Annotated in this window: 14 protein-coding genes and 1 pseudogene; 10 read left to right on the forward strand and 5 right to left on the reverse strand. The window is 43.6% G+C overall.

From position 1 onward, the window contains the following. Positions 1 to 197: 197 nt before the first annotated feature. Entirely contained in the window at positions 198 to 938 is a 741-nt protein-coding gene (locus ACN6OV_RS09970; protein ID WP_427952533.1) for a type 1 glutamine amidotransferase, read from the reverse strand. Between the two features lie 161 nt (positions 939 to 1,099). On the opposite strand from ACN6OV_RS09970, the gene ACN6OV_RS09975 reads away from it, so the two are divergent. From ACN6OV_RS09975 to ACN6OV_RS10005, 7 genes and pseudogenes are all read left to right on the forward strand, one after another. Continuing rightward, positions 1,100 to 2,302: a PLP-dependent transferase gene (locus ACN6OV_RS09975; RefSeq protein ID WP_427952535.1), complete on the forward strand. Its 1,203-nt coding sequence runs from the start codon at positions 1,100 to 1,102 to the stop codon at positions 2,300 to 2,302. Between the two features lie 14 nt (positions 2,303 to 2,316). After that, on the forward strand, positions 2,317 to 3,888 hold the full coding sequence (locus ACN6OV_RS09980) for a helicase HerA-like domain-containing protein (RefSeq protein ID WP_427952540.1): 1,572 nt from the start codon (positions 2,317 to 2,319) through the stop codon (positions 3,886 to 3,888). A 150-nt stretch (positions 3,889 to 4,038) separates the two neighbouring features. Then, positions 4,039 to 5,247, forward strand: coding sequence for an NO-inducible flavohemoprotein (hmpA, locus tag ACN6OV_RS09985; RefSeq protein WP_427952542.1), 1,209 nt, complete (start codon positions 4,039 to 4,041; stop codon positions 5,245 to 5,247). A gap of 86 nt (positions 5,248 to 5,333) precedes the next feature. Further along, positions 5,334 to 5,777, forward strand: a complete 444-nt coding sequence (locus ACN6OV_RS09990; RefSeq protein ID WP_427952544.1) for an RrF2 family transcriptional regulator — start codon at positions 5,334 to 5,336, stop codon at positions 5,775 to 5,777. Positions 5,778 to 5,862: 85 nt separating this feature from the next. After that, the gene (yihA, locus tag ACN6OV_RS09995) at positions 5,863 to 6,732 is read left to right on the forward strand and encodes a ribosome biogenesis GTP-binding protein YihA/YsxC (protein WP_427952546.1); all 870 of its coding nucleotides are present in this window, start codon (positions 5,863 to 5,865) and stop codon (positions 6,730 to 6,732) included. A gap of 152 nt (positions 6,733 to 6,884) precedes the next feature. Further along, the gene (locus ACN6OV_RS10000) at positions 6,885 to 7,829 is read left to right on the forward strand and encodes a metal-dependent hydrolase (protein WP_427952548.1); all 945 of its coding nucleotides are present in this window, start codon (positions 6,885 to 6,887) and stop codon (positions 7,827 to 7,829) included. A gap of 183 nt (positions 7,830 to 8,012) precedes the next feature. Then, positions 8,013 to 8,422, forward strand: a pseudogene (locus ACN6OV_RS10005) (VOC family protein). Between the two features lie 12 nt (positions 8,423 to 8,434). On the opposite strand, the gene ACN6OV_RS10010 reads toward ACN6OV_RS10005, so the two are convergent. Together ACN6OV_RS10010 and ACN6OV_RS10015 are read right to left on the reverse strand one after the other, a co-directional pair. Next, positions 8,435 to 9,682: a dicarboxylate/amino acid:cation symporter gene (locus ACN6OV_RS10010; RefSeq protein WP_427952550.1), complete on the reverse strand. Its 1,248-nt coding sequence runs from the start codon at positions 9,680 to 9,682 to the stop codon at positions 8,435 to 8,437. 167 nt (positions 9,683 to 9,849) lie between these two features. Continuing rightward, a complete protein-coding gene (locus tag ACN6OV_RS10015) occupies positions 9,850 to 10,722 on the reverse strand; it encodes an acyl-CoA thioesterase (RefSeq protein ID WP_427952552.1) in 873 nt (290 codons plus the stop codon). A 289-nt stretch (positions 10,723 to 11,011) separates the two neighbouring features. On the opposite strand from ACN6OV_RS10015, the gene plsB reads away from it, so the two are divergent. After that, positions 11,012 to 13,585 carry a glycerol-3-phosphate 1-O-acyltransferase PlsB gene (gene plsB / locus ACN6OV_RS10020; protein ID WP_427952554.1) on the forward strand — a complete coding sequence of 858 codons (2,574 nt, stop codon included), beginning with the start codon at positions 11,012 to 11,014 and terminating at the stop codon, positions 13,583 to 13,585. Between the two features lie 254 nt (positions 13,586 to 13,839). On the opposite strand, the gene ACN6OV_RS10025 is transcribed toward plsB, so the two are convergent. Continuing rightward, positions 13,840 to 14,625: an NAD-dependent epimerase/dehydratase family protein gene (locus ACN6OV_RS10025; protein ID WP_427952556.1), complete on the reverse strand. Its 786-nt coding sequence runs from the start codon at positions 14,623 to 14,625 to the stop codon at positions 13,840 to 13,842. 33 nt (positions 14,626 to 14,658) lie between these two features. On the opposite strand from ACN6OV_RS10025, the gene recG reads away from it, so the two are divergent. Further along, on the forward strand, positions 14,659 to 16,704 hold the full coding sequence (recG, locus tag ACN6OV_RS10030) for an ATP-dependent DNA helicase RecG (protein ID WP_427952558.1): 2,046 nt from the start codon (positions 14,659 to 14,661) through the stop codon (positions 16,702 to 16,704). A gap of 6 nt (positions 16,705 to 16,710) precedes the next feature. Next, the gene (locus ACN6OV_RS10035) at positions 16,711 to 17,340 is read left to right on the forward strand and encodes a ComF family protein (RefSeq protein ID WP_427952560.1); all 630 of its coding nucleotides are present in this window, start codon (positions 16,711 to 16,713) and stop codon (positions 17,338 to 17,340) included. 40 nt (positions 17,341 to 17,380) lie between these two features. On the opposite strand, the gene ACN6OV_RS10040 is transcribed toward ACN6OV_RS10035, so the two are convergent. Then, complete coding sequence (locus tag ACN6OV_RS10040; protein ID WP_427952562.1) at positions 17,381 to 17,785, reverse strand: NUDIX hydrolase; 405 nt, start codon at positions 17,783 to 17,785, stop codon at positions 17,381 to 17,383. Positions 17,786 to 17,788 lie beyond the last annotated feature (3 nt).

Raw genomic sequence — 17,788 nt, forward strand, 5'->3', positions numbered from 1 at the left:
CAAGTGTCAAGAGCAGTGAAATATCACTAAGGTCACGATCGATGCCGCGACTGTCACGATGTTAACTACTTTATTCGCAGTTAACCCCCTTTCATTAAAGGGTCGCCCATTATAGCTACTGTTTATTGCATAAGCAAATCTCTTTTACGGTTTTTCGTGTATTTTTCATTTTTCACGAAAGATCAACTGTTTAAGTTTTAATCGACAGGCTTTTTTCTCAATACATACTCAATAGCTTGATTTAATATTTGATTTCCTTGAATAAATTTACTGCTTTCGCTTTTTCGCAATACATTCACCTGCTGTACATGATGGCCTGAAAAGTTCGCAACCTCTTCATCCTTTTCAAGGAACATCTCTAGCACTTTGGGGGTAATTTCAGGATGAAATTGAAAGCCCAAGACATTGGTGCCAATTTGATACATCTGATTACGACAGACTTCATTTTCCGCGAGCAAGACAGCTCCTTTGGGAATTTCAAACGTTTCGCTATGCCACTGCATCACCTGAAATTCTTCCGGCAAGTAAAAATAGTCATGCGGCACATGGGGCACTCTATAAACCGTCGTCCACCCCAACTCCTGTTGTGGGTTACGACTAACCGTAGCACCCAAGGCATTGGCAATTAGTTGTCCACCCAAGCACAGTCCAATTGCAGGTTTCGCGAAAGCCAAATAACGACGTATCCATCTTTTTTCAACTTTCAACCATGGATAATTGATCTCATCCTTCACACTCATGGTGCCACCCATAATGATTAGCAAATCCACATCCTCAACCTGTGGTAACGCTTCTAAATCCAAGGGTTGATCTGTAGGCAAAGCAAAGAACTCGGTTGCGGTAATCTGTGCGTTGTGTTGCTTAAGAAATTCATAACAACTGCCAAATCCCTCACCTGCAATATGCTGAAAATAATGTACCTTTAAATGCGACTTCATACGCTAAACCCTATTATTTTTTGCTCTCATAAAGCTTTTGCAAAAATGAAGCCAACTTAACTGATCCAATATGCTTCTCGACAAAATCTTCTGAAATTCATTTCATTTCAACGTATTCTTTTTGATATATCCGTCATCAACCATTATTTTTGAGTTAAGCCGTGAAAAAGAATCCACAAACAGAATTGATCCATGCACCAAGAAAGGCTCCACAATACATTTCAACTATTCAACCTCCCTTGTTTCGTGCATCCACCATTATTTTTGAGAATACCGATGCGCTGTTTAATCGCCATTGGACCGATGACTATGACTATAGTTATGGCACGCACGGCACACCAACCACCTTTACTCTAGGCGATCAGATTGCACAGATTGAAGGTGGCAGGTACAGCCTGCTTGCGCCCAGTGGTTTGTCGGCCATTAATTTAGTGAATTCGTGCTTTTTGAGTCAAGGCGACGAAGTCTGGGTCGCAGACAATATTTATGGTCCAAACATGGAGCATTTGCGCAATCTGGAAAAACGTTATGGCATTGATGTGCAGGTCTATAACCCGATCGATGTCAGCAGCTTTAATCCTTCCGATAAAGCCAAGTTAATTTGGCTCGAAGCAGCGGGCTCTGTCACCTTAGAATTTCCAGATTTAACTGCGCTTGTCAAAAAAGCCCAAGCACACAATATACTGACTGCACTAGATAATACTTGGGGAGCAGGACTGGCATTTAATGCCTTTGACTTTGGTTCTGAACATTTAAGTGTCGATATCACGGTACATGCGCTGACCAAATACCCAAGTGGCGGCGGTGATATTTTGATGGGTTCTGTGGTGACGCGTGATAAAAAGCTGCATCACCAACTGTTCCGCACCCATGCCATTCAAGGCATTAGCATTTCGGGCGATGATGCTGCACAAGTTCAGCGCAGCCTTGCCTCGATGCGTATGCGCTATGAACATCAATCGCAAAGTGCGCTCAGCTTACTCCACTGGCTGAAGCAACAAAAGCAATTTGTCCAAGTCCTACACCCCACCGATGAAAGCTCTGCAGGGCATCAACACTGGAAAGAAATTTGCACGCAACAACACAGTGCAGGCTTAGTCAGTGTGATATTTGACCCTCAATATAGCTTGCAAGATATTCGTACCTTCTGCGATGCACTAAAGCTATTTAAACTCGGTTTTAGCTGGGGTGGTCCTGTCAGCTTAGTCATGCTATATAACTTAAAAGATATGCGCGTGCTAGAACACCCACATCTCAAAGCAGGACTTTTGGTTCGATTCTGCATTGGACTTGAGCACCCTGCTGACTTAATACAAGATATAGAAAACGCATTACAACATTTAAATCAACCACAACTCGAATAATTACAGGACAAGCCATGGGCACACCAATTGTTATTGCGAAGAAAACCCAAGACACCACACAGGACGTGGTTTTACATTCTCAATTTGCCAACCGTCATGGCTTAATAGCTGGCGCAACAGGCACGGGTAAAACCGTGACCTTAAAAGTTTTGGCAGAAAATTTTTCACGCATTGGTGTGCCGGTATTTTTAGCTGATGCCAAAGGCGATGTCTCTAGCCTCGCCAAAGCTGGCGCAAGCAATACCAAATTTGATGCACGTATACAAAGTTTAAATATTGCTGCCGTGCCTTTTACAGCATCTCCTGTGGTGTTTTGGGATTTGTTTGGTGAACAAGGTCATCCGATTCGCACCACGATTTCTGAAATTGGCCCGCTGCTGCTGGCGCAGATGCTGAATCTGAATGATACGCAAGAAGGTGTGTTATCTGCGATCTTCCGTATTGCAGATGACCAAGGTTTATTGCTGCTCGATTTTAAAGATCTTAAAGCACTCATCAGCTATGTCAGCGAACATGCTGCCGAATTTAAAGCTGAATATGGCAATCTTTCACCGGCAAGTTTAGGCGCAATACAACGCAATCTATTGGCATTGGCCGATCAAGGTGGTGATCAATTCTTTGGTGAGCCTGCCCTCGACATTATGGATTTCATCCAAACTGATGCCGAAGGTCGTGGCAACATCAATTTATTGGCTGCCGATAAGCTGATGAACACACCAAAACTGTATGCCACGTTCTTACTATGGATGATGTCGGAGTTATTTGAACGTCTGCCGGAAGTCGGTGATATGGATAAACCGAAAATGGTCTTCTTCTTTGATGAAGCGCATTTACTGTTTGATAATGCCAGTCCTGCGCTACAGGAAAAAATTGAACAGGTGGTGCGTCTGATTCGCTCTAAAGGTGTGGGGATTTATTTTGTTACGCAAAACCCACTGGATTTACCTGAAAGTGTTTTAGGACAACTCGGGAACCGGGTACAACATGCGCTACGCGCCTTTACCCCCAAAGATCAAAAAGCGGTCAAAACTGCGGCAGATACTTTTCGTGCCAATCCGGATTTTAAAGTCGATCAAGCGATTACTGAACTTGCTGTTGGAGAAGCGCTGATTAGCTGTCTCGATGAACAAGGCACACCGCAAATGGTGGAGCGTGCTTGGGTGATGCCACCCTACTCTTCGTTTAGCCCGATTAGTCAGGATGAGCGTAAGGCCTTGATGAAGCAAAGTATTGTGAATAGCGTTTACGATCATGCAGTGGACCGTGATAGTGCTTTTGAGTTGTTACAAAACAAAGTACAGGAACGTCAGCAACAAGCCGAACAAGCTGAAATGGACAAGGCTCAAGCCAAGGAACAGGAAGCCCTAGCCAAACAGCAAGCCACTTTAGAAAAACAGCAAGCGCGTGAACAAGAACGTATTGCCCGCGAACAACAAAAAGAAGCTGAACGCACAGTCAAACAACGTGAAAAGCTGATTCAGAATACGGTCGGTACATTTGCCAAGAGTGCTGCACGTAGCCTTGGTGGTTCCACTGGACAGAAAATTGTCCGTGGACTTCTAGGCTCTCTCTTCGGCAAAAAATAATCTAAAAGCCCAATCAAAAAGTACAAAATTATGGAATATTTTTATATTCCATAATTTTTTTATGGTTTTTGCTAAAACATGTATTGCGCATACAGCTTTAAACATGTATTTTAAATACATCTTATAAATAACAGCCATGAGAGATCAGCTATGACTCCGCAGCAAATTGACCTAGTAAAAGCTACTGTTCCTGTTCTACGTGAAAATGGTGTCGCGCTGACTGGTTACTTCTATAACCGTATGTTGGGCAATAATCCCGACCTCAAAGAAACCTTTAACATGGGACACCAGCGCAGCGGCGCTCAGGCACAAGCCTTGGCAGGTGCGGTATTGGCCTATGCTGAAAATATTGAAGACCCTTCTGTACTTCTACCGGTTGTAGAATTAATTGCGCACAAACATGTGAGCCTGAATATTCAAGCGCCGGACTACAATATTGTTGGTGAAAACCTGCTGCACTCGATTAGCGAAGTATTAAACATTTCAATGGAAGATCCACTGATTGCAGCTTGGGCGGCAGCATATGGACAATTAGCAGATTTGTTTATCAGCACTGAAAAAGCGATTTATGAGCAACATCAGCAGACTAAAGGCAGCTGGTTAGGTTGGCGCAATTTCAAAATCGCGAAAAAAGTGGTTGAGAGTGATGAAATCACGTCATTCTACCTTGAGCCTTCTGATGGCGGCGATTTACCAAAATATGAAGCAGGTCAGTACATTTCAGTACGTGTATTGGTCGATGAGCTAGGTCTAAAACAGCCACGTCAATATACGCTGTCGACTAGCCCGCAAGACAACTACTTACGTATCTCCGTGAAACGTGAAGACCAAAAAGGTGACTTGGTTCCGGGTTGGGTATCGAATACACTACATGGCTTGGATATCGGTTCAGAAATCGAAGTGTCTGCTCCAACAGGGAACTTCTTCCTGATCGACTCACAAAAACGCAATGTCTTTATCAGTGGAGGCGTAGGTCTAACGCCAATGATTGCCATGCTCAATCAGCTGGTCACTTTAGACATGCCACAACCTGTAACCTTTATCCATGCGTGCCGTAGCAAACAAGTGCATGCGATGCATAAACACATTCAGGATTTGGAAGCCAAATATCCACGTCTTAGCACCTTTACCGCGTATGAGTTCCCTCATGCCAATGACAAGTTAGGTGAAGATTATGATACTGCTGGTCGTCTAGATTTAGGTAGTATGGATACCGCACTGTTACCAATCAATGCCGATTACTACCTCTGTGGTCCAATGGCATTTATGGCTGAACAACAGAAAGCTTTAATTGCGCGTGGTATTCCTGCTAACAATATTCACAGCGAAGCTTTCGGCACAGGTGGTGTAAAACACTAACTAAGCTATTAGCCTGAAATACAAAGGGTTAGTTTAGTTATGCTAGACTAGCCCTTATTTATTTCTCCCAGACTCACAGTATTATCATGCAGCTGAATAAATTTACCGATTATGCCTTACGTGTTCTGATGTATATCGCTCAGCCGAAAGAGATGCCTTATACCGTTGCGGAAATTGCGGCAGACCTGCATGTGTCACAGAATCATCTGGTCAAAATTGTGCATTTCATGGCCAAGCAAAACTGGCTGATTACCACTCGTGGTAAAGGCGGTGGCATTCGTCTCAACCCTCAAGCCCTCACACTGCAACTGGGTGAAATGGTTCGAATTTTACAACGCGACAACCCAATTGTGGAATGCAACACACCTCCGTGTGTGTTACGTAGCAACTGTGGTTTGAAAGGCATTTTAGATCAAGCTATGGAACAGTTTTACCAAAGCTTAGACCAATATAGCTTAGGTGATGTCCTCAACACTCCGCCCTCCTCCAAATACACCACCCACTCCCCAATTCAGATGATTAATCTCTAATTCTATTTCTATCACTACAAAATTCGCTTGCCTGCTCGACTTCCTTTATAATGCGTGCTTGTAAATCAGTTATTGAAGTTGGGTTATGCATCAGCACCGCGGAAAATCACGAAACAGTAAAGCAGCCAATGCGCCGAAGCAAAAGATTACTTATGAGAAAAAAGTAGACTCTGCCATTACTGAATATGCTGTTCGCTCACTCAACTGGCTACGCAAAGCTGAATTCCTGATGAGTGCGCCAAAACTGAATCTGTGTGTAGAAGATACCGGTTACGAAATTGCCTTTGCTGGTCGCTCTAATGCCGGTAAATCCAGCGCAATTAATGCTTTAACCAATCAAAAGCAATTGGCACGTGCCTCCAAAAAACCAGGCCGTACGCAAATGATCAACTTCTTTAGTTTGGGTAATCCTGACCAGCGTTTGGTCGATTTACCAGGCTATGGTTATGCAGCTGTACCTGAAGCGATGAAAATCGTGTGGCAAAAAGAATTGGAAAATTATCTGATTCACCGTCAAAGCCTACAAGGTTTAGTCTTACTGATGGATATTCGCCACCCACTACAACACTTTGACGTGATGATGCTGGAATGGGCGCATTCACGTAAATTATTTGTGCACGTGCTGTTAACCAAATCGGATAAACTCAACCGTGGCCCTGCGTCTAAATCACTACAAGAAGTGAAAGCGGCATTGAAAAAGATGAAGCTGAATTTCTCAATTCAATTGTTCTCATCGCTAAACAAGCAAGGTTTAGAAGAATTGGCCAGTGTGATGGCAGGTCGTCTTAACTTTACCCTTGAACAATCCAATAGCTTTGATCTCGACAGCATTCCTGAAGCATCAGAAGATGATATTGAAATGGATTTGCATGATGATCTAGATGATGACGCTGAGAACATCGATACAGAAATGACCTCAACGGAGGCAGAAGCAACGCCACCCCAAGAGAAATAAATCACTTCATGCGATGATCCTAATGATTGTCTGACAAAAAGTATCATGTGATGATAATGAAATGTCCTGTATTGCTAATCACAATGCAGGATTTTTTTTGGATACTGAATTTGTTCAATGCACTCGACATCATAGAAAAACAAGGACAGATCATGAAGCTACTCTCCCGTTTAAGACACTCAAAACTTGGCTCTTCAATCGAATATAAAATTAAACCGCGTAAAGTAAAATTTGAGTGGCAAGACACCCAAGTGGATTGGGTGCCCAATCAGCCTTTTGTTAGTTATTTTATCAATGAAATTAATATGATTTTGCCGGCTGGCGAATTTTGGTTTTGCCGCCTGTACAATAAAGTGCTGCCGCAAATTAGCGATGAAAAACTCAAACAAGATGTACAAGCGTTTATTCGCCAAGAAGCCATGCATGCGCAAGCGCACAACTCTGCCAATAAAGAATATTTAAGCCAACGCAATATTGGGATTCAACGTAATCTAGATGTCATGGATTTTCTGTTTGGCAAACTGCTGGCCGATCAGCCGCTTGGTTTCACCGTACCCAAATTACTCAACCATCAATGGGATTTGTTCCGTCTGGGGATTGTGGCAACCGTCGAACACATGACCTGTGTCTTGGGCAAATATGCGCTGTATAACACCGAATGGGAAAAGTTGGGCGCCGATGCCTCTATGCTGGATTTGGTCAAATGGCATGGTGCAGAAGAAATTGAACACCGAACCGTGGCCTTCGATTTATACCGGCATCTCGGTGGCAGTTATATCGCACGTTATTATCAAAGTGTGATTGTGATTGCGGCAGTTCTCGGTTTATGGGTCGATGGCGCTGCACAAATTATGCAACAGGACCCACGCTATCACTCCATTCAACCTGCTGTCTATAAACCTTGGATTTGGCGTGAATGGGCGCGTATCGCACAAAAAGATAATGGTTTATTGCCACATCCGCTTTGGCTCATTTCACAGCAGTTAGGCTATCTGATGCCATGGTATGACCCTGTCCATGAAGCAAAAACTGAAGATGCAATTGTTTATCTTGATCAATCGCCGGCAGCAAAACGTGCTGCCCTTAAAGTGGCTTAAACTCAAAAATAAATCGACTGATCAATAGCAGGGTTCGCCCTGCTTTTTTGTGCTTTTTTATAAAGTTTTTTATGACGCTTTTATAAAAACAACTCTATTAAATCACAGACATTTGATGAATAAGCTCATAGAGCAAATAGAGCGTACCAATTAAAAGACTATAAAACAAAAAAGGAACGCATGATGCATGCACACATCACGGTGATTACCCTTGCGGTTAAAGATCTACACGCTTCATTTGAGTTTTACCACTATGGGCTTGGGCTGCCCAGCCAAGGCGTTATCGGGACTGAATTTGAATATGGCGCAGTGGCATTTTTTGAGTTGCAACAGGGGCTTAAACTGGCACTTTGGCCGCAAGATAGTCTGAGTCATGACGCTGGCTTAAAAATCTCGACTTTTTGTGCCACACAAATGTCTTTAGGACATAACGTAATAGCCCTACAGAAGTCGACCGCCTGATGCAGCAAGCGACTCAAGCAGGCGCCAAAGCAGTGAAGCCTGCACAACCCACTTTTTACGGCGGTTATGCAGGCTACTTTCAGGACTTAGACGGGCATCTTTGGGAGGTGGTCTACAATCCGCATCTTTAGTTAAACATTGATTTAATTCGACAGTGCAGGCTCATTCAAATCTTTGGTATGGCGATCAACCACCACACTGATCATCATATCGCCCTGCACATTGACCACGGTTCGTACCGTATCCAATAAACGGTCAATGGGTAATAAAATCGCAATCGCCTCGGCAGGTAATCCAACAGACTGCAAAACCATAATCATGGTCACCATCCCTGCACTTGGAATACCCGGTGCACCGAGCGAGGCAATCATCGCTGTGGCACAGACAATCAATTGCTGACCGAGACTTAAATCCAAGCCCATTAAATTGGCAATAAACAGCGCTGCCGCCGCTTCGTACAAAGCTGTACCATCCATATTGAGCTGCGTACCGAGCGGTATGACAAAACCTGCAATCTGTGGACGTACCCCTAAATTTTCCTGTGCACATTTCAGTGACAGCGGCATCGTAGCCGAACTGGAACTGGTGGCAAATGCGGTGATTAGTGCAGTACGTGCCCCTTTAAAGAAAGTGATCGGATTCATTTTCCCAAACACCCACAACAACAGTGGCAAAACCACCACACCATGGAAAATCGTCGTTCCGGTGACCACGGCTGCAAATTCTGCCAAACGACTCAGCACGGTAATATCTTCTGTTGCAATCAGCTTAGCCAATAAGGCAAAAATTCCGAGTGGAGCCAATTTCATCACCCAGCCAATCATCAGCATCATGATGTCAAAAAATTGCTGACTCAGTTTACGTACACTGCGGAAATTATCGCCACCTTTGACTAATGCGACACCAATAAATAAGGCAAAGACCACCACAGCTAAGACATTGCCGTCACTAAAGGCTTTAAAGGGATTAATCAGGGTATTTTGAATAAAGTTGGTAAAGAATGAACTCGGCGTCAAAGTATCGGGGGTCTGATGCTGATTCATCGCATCTTGAAACATCAGAATATCAACACCCTGCCCCACCTTAAAAATATGAGCACAGGCCAGACCTAAGATTAAAGCCAAAGTCGTGGTGGTCACACAGCAGGCCAAGGTAATTTTCCACGTTCGACTGAGTTGTCCCCCAGCTTGTAAATTGGAAACACCAACGACAATCGAGCTAAAAATTAACGGGATCAGCAACATTTTCAGTAAGCCAATAAAAACACTACTGACAATGCCAAGACCATACAGACTGCCCGACAAAAACTGTGTTTCGGGAAACAGAGTTAATAAAAAACCAAAAACTACGCCGAAAATTGCGGCCACTAAAATTTGTGTATTTAAGCTCATTTTGCCATGCTTTTATCATGAGTTCCTGCAGGCACTATGCCATGTAGGTCATTTAGAATCGAGGATTTTTTTGTCATGAAGCCTATAGCAGACACAGCCATTTAAACAAAAAAGCCGAATCAATCGACTCGGCTTTTTAGACAACGACGTTTATTGATGTTGCGATTTCATTGTGTTTCGATTTCGCGTAAACGGATTAGCCCTTCTTGCGTCGTGCTACACACCAATTCACCATTTTGCCACATACGGCCAAAGTTCAGACCACGTGAACTTGAGCTTACGGTTGCATCCATGTCATAGAGCATCCAGTCATCCACACGGAAAGGTTTATGGAAATACATGGCATGGTCAATACTGGCACATTGCAAACTTGGTGATAAATAGCTTAATCCATGCGGACGCAACGCCGTGGTCATTAGAGTAAAATCTGAATAGAACGCAGCAATGGCCTGATGTAAGGAAATTTCATCTACTTCAGCGGCAAGGGCATCATGCGTCCGAATGTAGTGTGCATATACGGGCGCTTCAGGCTGTGGCTGATACGGGTTTTGCGGATTGATTGGACGAATTTCCACATGACGGTCACGCATGAAACTGGCACGAACATTTTCTGGGACAAATTCCACCATCATTTTTTTCAATTCAGCTTCATTTTTCAGTGCTTCAACGGCTGGGTATTCAGGTTCAGAAATTTGATAATTCAAACCTTCTTCCGGTTCAGCAAAAGACACCATGCACATAAAAATGGTTTTACCGTGCTGAATCGCCCTCACCTGACGGCTGACAAAACTGCGGCCATCACGAATTCGATCTACCTCATAGATAATCGGTGCGTTCACATCGCCACCAAAAAGGAAATATGCATGTAAAGAATGCGCCGGACGATCAGTGGTATAAGATGCCGCACGCAGCGCCTGCCCCAATACCTGCCCACCAAAAACACGCTTCCCAACTAAATTACGGCTTTGCCCACGAAATATATTTTCTTCCAATTTCTCAAGGCTGAGCAAATCAACCAACTCTTGTGTTAAGGCATTCATAACGAACCTATTTTCTAGTTTGGGATTACCTAAGGCAGGTAAAATCGACCAATGTTTTTCAAATTCAATCTATTTTGCCATAAATTCTGACTAAAACCCTAAAGATTGACTGACTGATCTGTCACCGTACTAATGCAATATATCTGCTAAAAATACGTTTTTTAACGATAAAATCTTACAATATCTATGCAATTTGTCAGAAAATGACATACTGTTTTTATTTACAATTACACAAAATAGATCCCCCTCAGAATTTCTGTGGTTTTGGTCATGAAAAGTAGGAGTTTGTATGTCCAAGAGCGGCTTTGGTCAAATGTATCGAAAGCTTTCGAGTAAACTGCTTGACCTCGTAGTTACACCGCACGTTTTAGGTGAAGTTCCGGTTGAGCCTGTTGTAGTCCAAACCGATACGGATGCCAACGTACAGACAGCGAAAATCACCTGTTACGTTTTGCAAAATTATTCACGCAGTAATGCTTTAATTGTCGATGGTGAAACGCGACGTTTAAAATTGCATCCTGCGCTTGACCCAATGCAGCTTGGTGTACAAACAGAAAAAGCATCTGTGGTATTTTTACAGCATCACGATGAAGACAACCTACTCAATCCTCCACCGAATGCCTTCCCACCGCGTTTACTTCGTCTGATTGAACTCTTAGAAAAAAATCCAGATTTAGATGTAGAGTTGGTACCTGTCACTGTTTTGTGGGGACGTGAACCGGACAAAGAAGATTCATGGTTTAAATTACTCTTTACTGATACGTGGTCAACGCCAAGTAAGGTGAAGCAACTGGTCAATATTGGTTTGCATGGTCGTCAGTCTTATTTAGAATTTCATGAAGCGCAGTCTTTACGTAGCTTGATTGAATATGCCCAAATCACGCATCCAAACTTATCTCCTGCGACCTATATCGTTAATTCACTGAATAACTACTTAGATGGTCAACGTGAAGTGGTCTTGGGTCCCGATTTATCCGACCGTCGCAACGTGATGCATGGCCTGATCAAATCATCGGATGTACAAGATGCGATTCGCCGTGAAAGTATCCGCAGCAAAATTAGCATGGTCGAAGCCGAACGTCGCGCCATTGGCTATTTGAATGAAATCGTTTCCGATTATTCACATTCAACGGTGCGTTTTGCAGATCTTGCCCTGACTCGTCTTTGGACACAGCTGTATGATGGTGTTGAAGTGCATAACTTCAGCACGGTTCGTGAATTGGCCAAAGACTATGAAATAGTCTATACACCATGTCACCGCAGTCATATCGACTACTTATTATTGTCCTATGTGATCTATAAACGTGGCTTGATGGTGCCGTACATTGCAGCCGGTGATAACCTGAATATGCCATTTGTCGGTCAGATTCTGCGTGGTGGTGGTGCCTTCTTTATTCGCCGTACCTTCCGTGGCAATGGTCTATACACCACGGTATTTAAAGAATATCTATACAGTATTTTGTCGCGTAACACACCACTGGAATACTTCATTGAAGGTGGCCGTTCCCGTACAGGTCGGCTATTGCCACCAAAAACGGGCATGCTGGCCATGACCGTACATAGTCATTTACGTAATCCAGCCAAACCGATTGTGTTCCTACCGACTTATATTGGTTATGAACGCCTGATGGAAGGCGCGACCTATGTTGGTGAAATGAATGGTAAGCCAAAAGAAGGCGAATCAATCATGGGGATTATGAAAACCCTGCGTAAGATTGAGCGCGTCTTCGGCAAAGTGCATTTAAACTTTGGTGAGCCAGTTTTCCTTGATGATATGTTGAAACAGCACAATGCTGAAAACATTAAAATCGAGAAAAATGATGATCCGATTCCACAAGAAGTTTCAGATGCAGTCAACAGTTCTGCCCATGCGATTTTGGAAAATATCAACCGTGCCGCTGTGGTCAACCCTGTTTCATTGCTCTCGTTGATTTTACTGGCAACAGCTAAACACACCTTAGATGAAGAAATTTGTATTAAGCAGCTTGATACTTATCGTGACTTGTTAACTGCATTACCGTATGACCAACGCATGCAAGTCACACCGTTGTCAGGTAAAGAAATTATTGCCTACGGTTTAAAACTGAAGCTGATTAAACGTGTCAATCATGTTTTAGGCGACATTATCGCAATTGCCGACAATCAGGCAGTTTTATTGACTTACTTCCGTAACAACATTCTACATGCATTTGTGTTGCCATCTTTGATTGCCGCTTTGGTTGAACACAATGGTTCAATTCAGCGTGGTGATTTAATCAATGTCATTCGTACATTGTATCCATTCTTAAAAGCGGAACTTTTCCTAAAATGGGAAGATGAAGAGCTAAAAGAACAAATCTGTGCTTATGCGGAACTTTTGATTCAAGCCAAATTGATTTCAGAAGATGCTGAAGGACATTTAATCTCTCCAGCGCCAAACTCAGAACAGCATAATCAATTGGTGGTGCTTGCTGCGCCAGTGATGCAAAGTCTTGAGCGTTATTACATGACCTTGGCATTAATCACGCAACGTGGCTCGGGCAATATCTCGACCCGTCAGGTTGAGGAACTCAGCCATTTAGTGGGGCAACGTCTGTCGGTGTTGTATGAATTTAACTCGCCAGAATTCTTTGATAAATCACTCTTCCAGAGCTTTATTAAAGTGCTGACGCAGCAAGGCTATATCAGCACCAATGAAAACAATGCGATTGTTTTTGATGAGAACTTCCAGAATGTTGCGCAATACGCCAACTTGGTTTTGGATGATGTAACGTTACAAATGTTGCAGCACATTACTACCTTTAGTGATGAGGAACTCAAAGACGCCCTCGACAAAGTCGCTGCTGAACAAGCGAAAAAACGTTTGAAACGTAAGAAGAAGTAAACTCTTTACTTCTGTTTTTTTAGCTATAAATAGCGAAAGAATATGAGCAAAATCAGGGACAAGCCATAAAAGGCTTGTCCCTGATTTTTTGGACTTACACAAGCTGTCACTCCCAAGTAGAAATTGTCCGTTTTCTCCAAAGTTGAATGCGCTAAAGCATGCTGTGTAAATTTTCATGTTTTTCATATTTTATTAATTTAATGCTTTTTTTTATAGAATTAATTACAAATCATTCACCGCACAATGCCGCTACCTCAATGCTTATCATGCACTAACTTAAATCCACTTTCCACCATCCGTCCGGCATAAATCCTTTTCCCTGTGACCTGCTGACTTTCTAGAACTAGTTCAGATAAATGTATTGCGCGTTGCAATTCTAAAATCCGCTCATGTAAAGGCTGCGGTTGGTTATTTGTACAAATATATGATTTTTCAGCATGTTCCACATGAAGCAAAAATACCAAGAACCCTGCTAAATCATCAATATGAATTCGATTTGACCAGTGAATATTCGGATAGCTTCTCGTGGTTTCAGCCAGTTTTTGCATTCGTGCTGTCGATATGCCATAAATCCCTGTTGGGCGTACGATAATACATTGCTCAGGAAAGGCCTGACGATAGAGCTGTTCCATTGTCAACAACAATCTACCTTGCTCATCGCTTGACTCTGGTACGGTTTCATCATCAATGTACTCACCCGCATTTTCACCATAAACCCGCGTTGAAGACACCACAATGATACGTTTGACGGGATGCGGTTTAAGCGCATGAACAATGGATTGCACTGAATCAACATAAGTCTGTTGATAAGCATCTATCGAACTTAGAGGACTTTGTCTTGGCGACGCCAGCAGTACATACACCACATCAATCGGGGCAAGCTGCGATACATCCAGTTGATGCACATCCTGAATCAGATGGGTAGCAAAAGTATCAGTTTTCGCACTTCGACTAATTGTGGTAATTTGGTGGTCGTGCTGAAATAACTGTTTAGCAACACGCTGAGATGTTTTACCATAACCTATAAATAAAATATGCATTTAGCACCAAATCACTGACAAAGTTGAGGGGACATGGCTGCAGTCCATCAGCTGCAAGGGGTCGGCACGGCTTCTGCGGCATTACTTGAAAAACTGAATATTTTCACCACAGATGACCTATTGTTTCATCTGCCACGCGACTATGAAGATCGTAGCACGATCATTGCCATGAACCAATTGACCGTGGGCCGCAGCTATTTACTCGAAGGCGTGGTCAAAGGCGTGGATTTCCCACCTGGAAAGCGTAAGTCCATGGCCGCCCTACTGGATGATGACTGCGGCAAAGTAACCTTGCGCTTTTATCATATTTATAAAGGCATCATGGATCGCGTGAAACTCGGCAACCGTTTACGGATCTTTGGTGAAGTCCGTGTCGGTGCACGTGGTCTGGAAATGTATCATCCTGAAATCCAAGTTATCCATGAACATACACCTTTGCCGCAAACACAGCTCACGGCAATCTATCCTGCGACTGAAGGTTTAACCCAACCGAAACTCCGCGAATACGTCAGACAAGCACTAGAGCAGTACAGTGATCACCTGCCTGAACTATTACCAGAAAAATTCACCAATGGTTATGCGCTAAAACAAGCACTAAACTACATTCACCACCCACCGGTGAATGCCAACATGCTGCAACTGACTCAGGGCGCACACCCCGCGCAGCAGCGCCTGATTTTTGAAGAATTGGTCGCACACCAAGTCAGTTTACTGACACGACGGGCTTATATTCAGCAAATCGAAGCACCATCTTTTAGCCCAAGTAAAATATTTGCCAAACAGCTTTTAAGCACACTGCCTTTTGAACTGACTGGGGCACAAAAACGAGTCTCAAAAGAAATTGCCAAAGACTTAAAACAGAACAAACCGATGCTGCGTTTAGTTCAAGGTGATGTTGGTGCAGGCAAAACACTGGTTGCGGGTGTTGCAGCCTGTCATGCACTGGAAGAAGGCTGGCAAGTCGCGCTGATGGCACCAACTGAAATCTTAGCGGAACAGCATTTTTTAAATTTCAAAAAATGGTTTGAGCCAATGGGACTCACCGTATCGTGGTTATCTGGGAAACAAAAAGGTAAAGCTCGTGCTGCAGCTGAGCAAAGTATCCAAGATGGCAGTGCCCATCTGGTGGTCGGAACCCATGCCCTGTTTCAGGACAATGTACAATTTTCCAAACTTGGTTTAGTGATTATTGATGAACAACATCGCTTTGGGGTCGATCAGCGTCTAGCGCTACGCAATAAAGGCTTAAATGGTATGACCCCACATCAACTGGTGATGACCGCTACGCCAATTCCACGTACCTTGGCCATGTCTGCCTATGGCGATCTCGATACTTCGGTGATTGATGAATTACCGCCGGGACGTACCCCAATTCAAACCGTGACCATTCCACTCGACCGCCGTGAAGAAGTGCTACAACGGATTGCAACCAATTGTGCCGAGGGTAAACAAGCCTATTGGGTCTGTACCTTGGTGGAAGAATCGGAAACCTTAGATGCGCAAGCCGCAGAAGCTACATTTAATGAAATTAAAGAACGCTTTCCAGCGTTGAATATTGGTCTGGTACACGGCAAAATGAAAGCCGATGAGAAACAGGCGGTGATGCAACAATTCAAAGACAACGCATTACAACTATTAATCGCCACTACGGTGATTGAAGTCGGGGTCGATGTGCCGAATGCATCGATTATGGTGATTGAAAATGCTGAGCGTCTTGGACTGTCGCAATTGCATCAGCTCCGTGGGCGCGTGGGACGAGGCGCCAAAGCCAGTTTCTGTGCGCTGCTGTATAAAAATCCGTTGTCACAAAATGGGCAGGAACGTTTACGCATTATGCGTGAAACCAATGATGGCTTTATCATTGCGGAAAAGGATTTGGAAATTCGTGGTCCAGGTGAGCTGCTTGGCACTAAACAAACGGGAGATATGGGCTTTCGTGTGGCCAAACTGGAACGCGATGACCACTTATTGAACCAAGCACATTATGTGGCGCAGCAAGTACTGAAGGATTATCCGAAGCAAGCAGATGCCCTATTAAAACGTTGGCTGCCTGAAGCGCCGCGCTATGCCTATGTGTAATGCTTCATGACTTTTGCACTCCAGAATTTACAGCGTTTTTTTAAACTTGCGCCGCCTTGTCAACTGTGTCAAATCGCGCCACAAACTCAGCATCGAGTCTGTCTGGACTGTTGGAATAGCCTACCTTGGGCACAGCAAAGCGTGCAACGACACGAGCTGGAAATTTTAACGGCGTGTGAATATCGCTATCCACTGGATCGCATTATTCAGCAATTTAAATATGAGCAACAATTGCATTATCAGCAATTGCTTGCAGGCACACTAATGCAGTTAAAACTGCCGCGGGTGCAAGCCATTGTGCCCATGCCAATCTCGATTGAACGACTGCGTGAACGCGGCTTCAATCAATCCGTAGTAATTGCACAGCATGTGGCCAAACAATTCAATATTCCGATTTGGCAACCCGTTATAAGGATGCATCAACATGCGCAAAAAGGTTTATCGCGTTTAGAACGTCTGGAAAATATTGACCAACAATTTCAGATTAATGCTGCCGAAAAACGCCGCTTCCGTAAGGTGTTGATTGTCGATGATGTGGTGACGACAGGCAGTTCGATTCATACCCTTAGTTCAGCATTACATGAAATTGGCTGTAAACAGGTATATGCGGCATGTATTGCCGCAGCACAAAGCTAGAAATAAATTTCAAATAAATGCTCTATGAAAACCTAAAGCCTTAAACTGGAGCAGCAAGTAAATTCTGCTTTACCCAAGGAATCACCACTTCACGCGTTAAAGGTGCAAGTTGAGTTTTTTGATCGTCCAAGCTAATCCATTGCATTGCGGCAATTTCAGCATCAATCTTGGGCTGATCGTGCAAGGTGATCACATATACATAACTCACCAACCGATGATCGGGCTCATTTGCCGCAAGGGTTTCAAAACGCCCAACAAACTGTTCAATTTCTGCGGCACAACCAATTTCTTCCTGAATTTCCCGTAAAATCGTCACTTCAGGTGCTTCATTGGGTTCAAGCTTGCCTCCAACTTGCATGAAAAATTCGGTATGCTTTTTCCGCACCACCAAAAGCTCATGCTGTGGATTTAAAATAATGGCTGCCGCAACCGTAATGGTCTTCATATT

The organism is Acinetobacter sp., assembly GCF_050285345.1.
Classification (GTDB): Bacteria; Pseudomonadota; Gammaproteobacteria; order Pseudomonadales; family Moraxellaceae; genus Acinetobacter.

Coding starts and splice junctions, on each gene's coding strand:
- ACN6OV_RS09970 (WP_427952533.1), bottom strand. CDS start 938: ATGAAGTCGCATTTAAAGGTACATTATTTTCAGCATATTGCAGGTGAG.
- ACN6OV_RS09980 (WP_427952540.1), top strand. CDS start 2,317: ATGGGCACACCAATTGTTATTGCGAAGAAAACCCAAGACACCACACAG.
- hmpA (WP_427952542.1), top strand. CDS start 4,039: ATGACTCCGCAGCAAATTGACCTAGTAAAAGCTACTGTTCCTGTTCTA.
- ACN6OV_RS09990 (WP_427952544.1), top strand. CDS start 5,334: ATGCAGCTGAATAAATTTACCGATTATGCCTTACGTGTTCTGATGTAT.
- yihA (WP_427952546.1), top strand. CDS start 5,863: ATGCATCAGCACCGCGGAAAATCACGAAACAGTAAAGCAGCCAATGCG.
- ACN6OV_RS10000 (WP_427952548.1), top strand. CDS start 6,885: ATGAAGCTACTCTCCCGTTTAAGACACTCAAAACTTGGCTCTTCAATC.
- ACN6OV_RS10010 (WP_427952550.1), bottom strand. CDS start 9,682: ATGAGCTTAAATACACAAATTTTAGTGGCCGCAATTTTCGGCGTAGTT.
- ACN6OV_RS10015 (WP_427952552.1), bottom strand. CDS start 10,722: ATGAATGCCTTAACACAAGAGTTGGTTGATTTGCTCAGCCTTGAGAAA.
- plsB (WP_427952554.1), top strand. CDS start 11,012: ATGTCCAAGAGCGGCTTTGGTCAAATGTATCGAAAGCTTTCGAGTAAA.
- ACN6OV_RS10025 (WP_427952556.1), bottom strand. CDS start 14,625: ATGCATATTTTATTTATAGGTTATGGTAAAACATCTCAGCGTGTTGCT.
- recG (WP_427952558.1), top strand. CDS start 14,659: ATGGCTGCAGTCCATCAGCTGCAAGGGGTCGGCACGGCTTCTGCGGCA.
- ACN6OV_RS10035 (WP_427952560.1), top strand. CDS start 16,711: ATGACTTTTGCACTCCAGAATTTACAGCGTTTTTTTAAACTTGCGCCG.
- ACN6OV_RS10040 (WP_427952562.1), bottom strand. CDS start 17,785: ATGAAGACCATTACGGTTGCGGCAGCCATTATTTTAAATCCACAGCAT.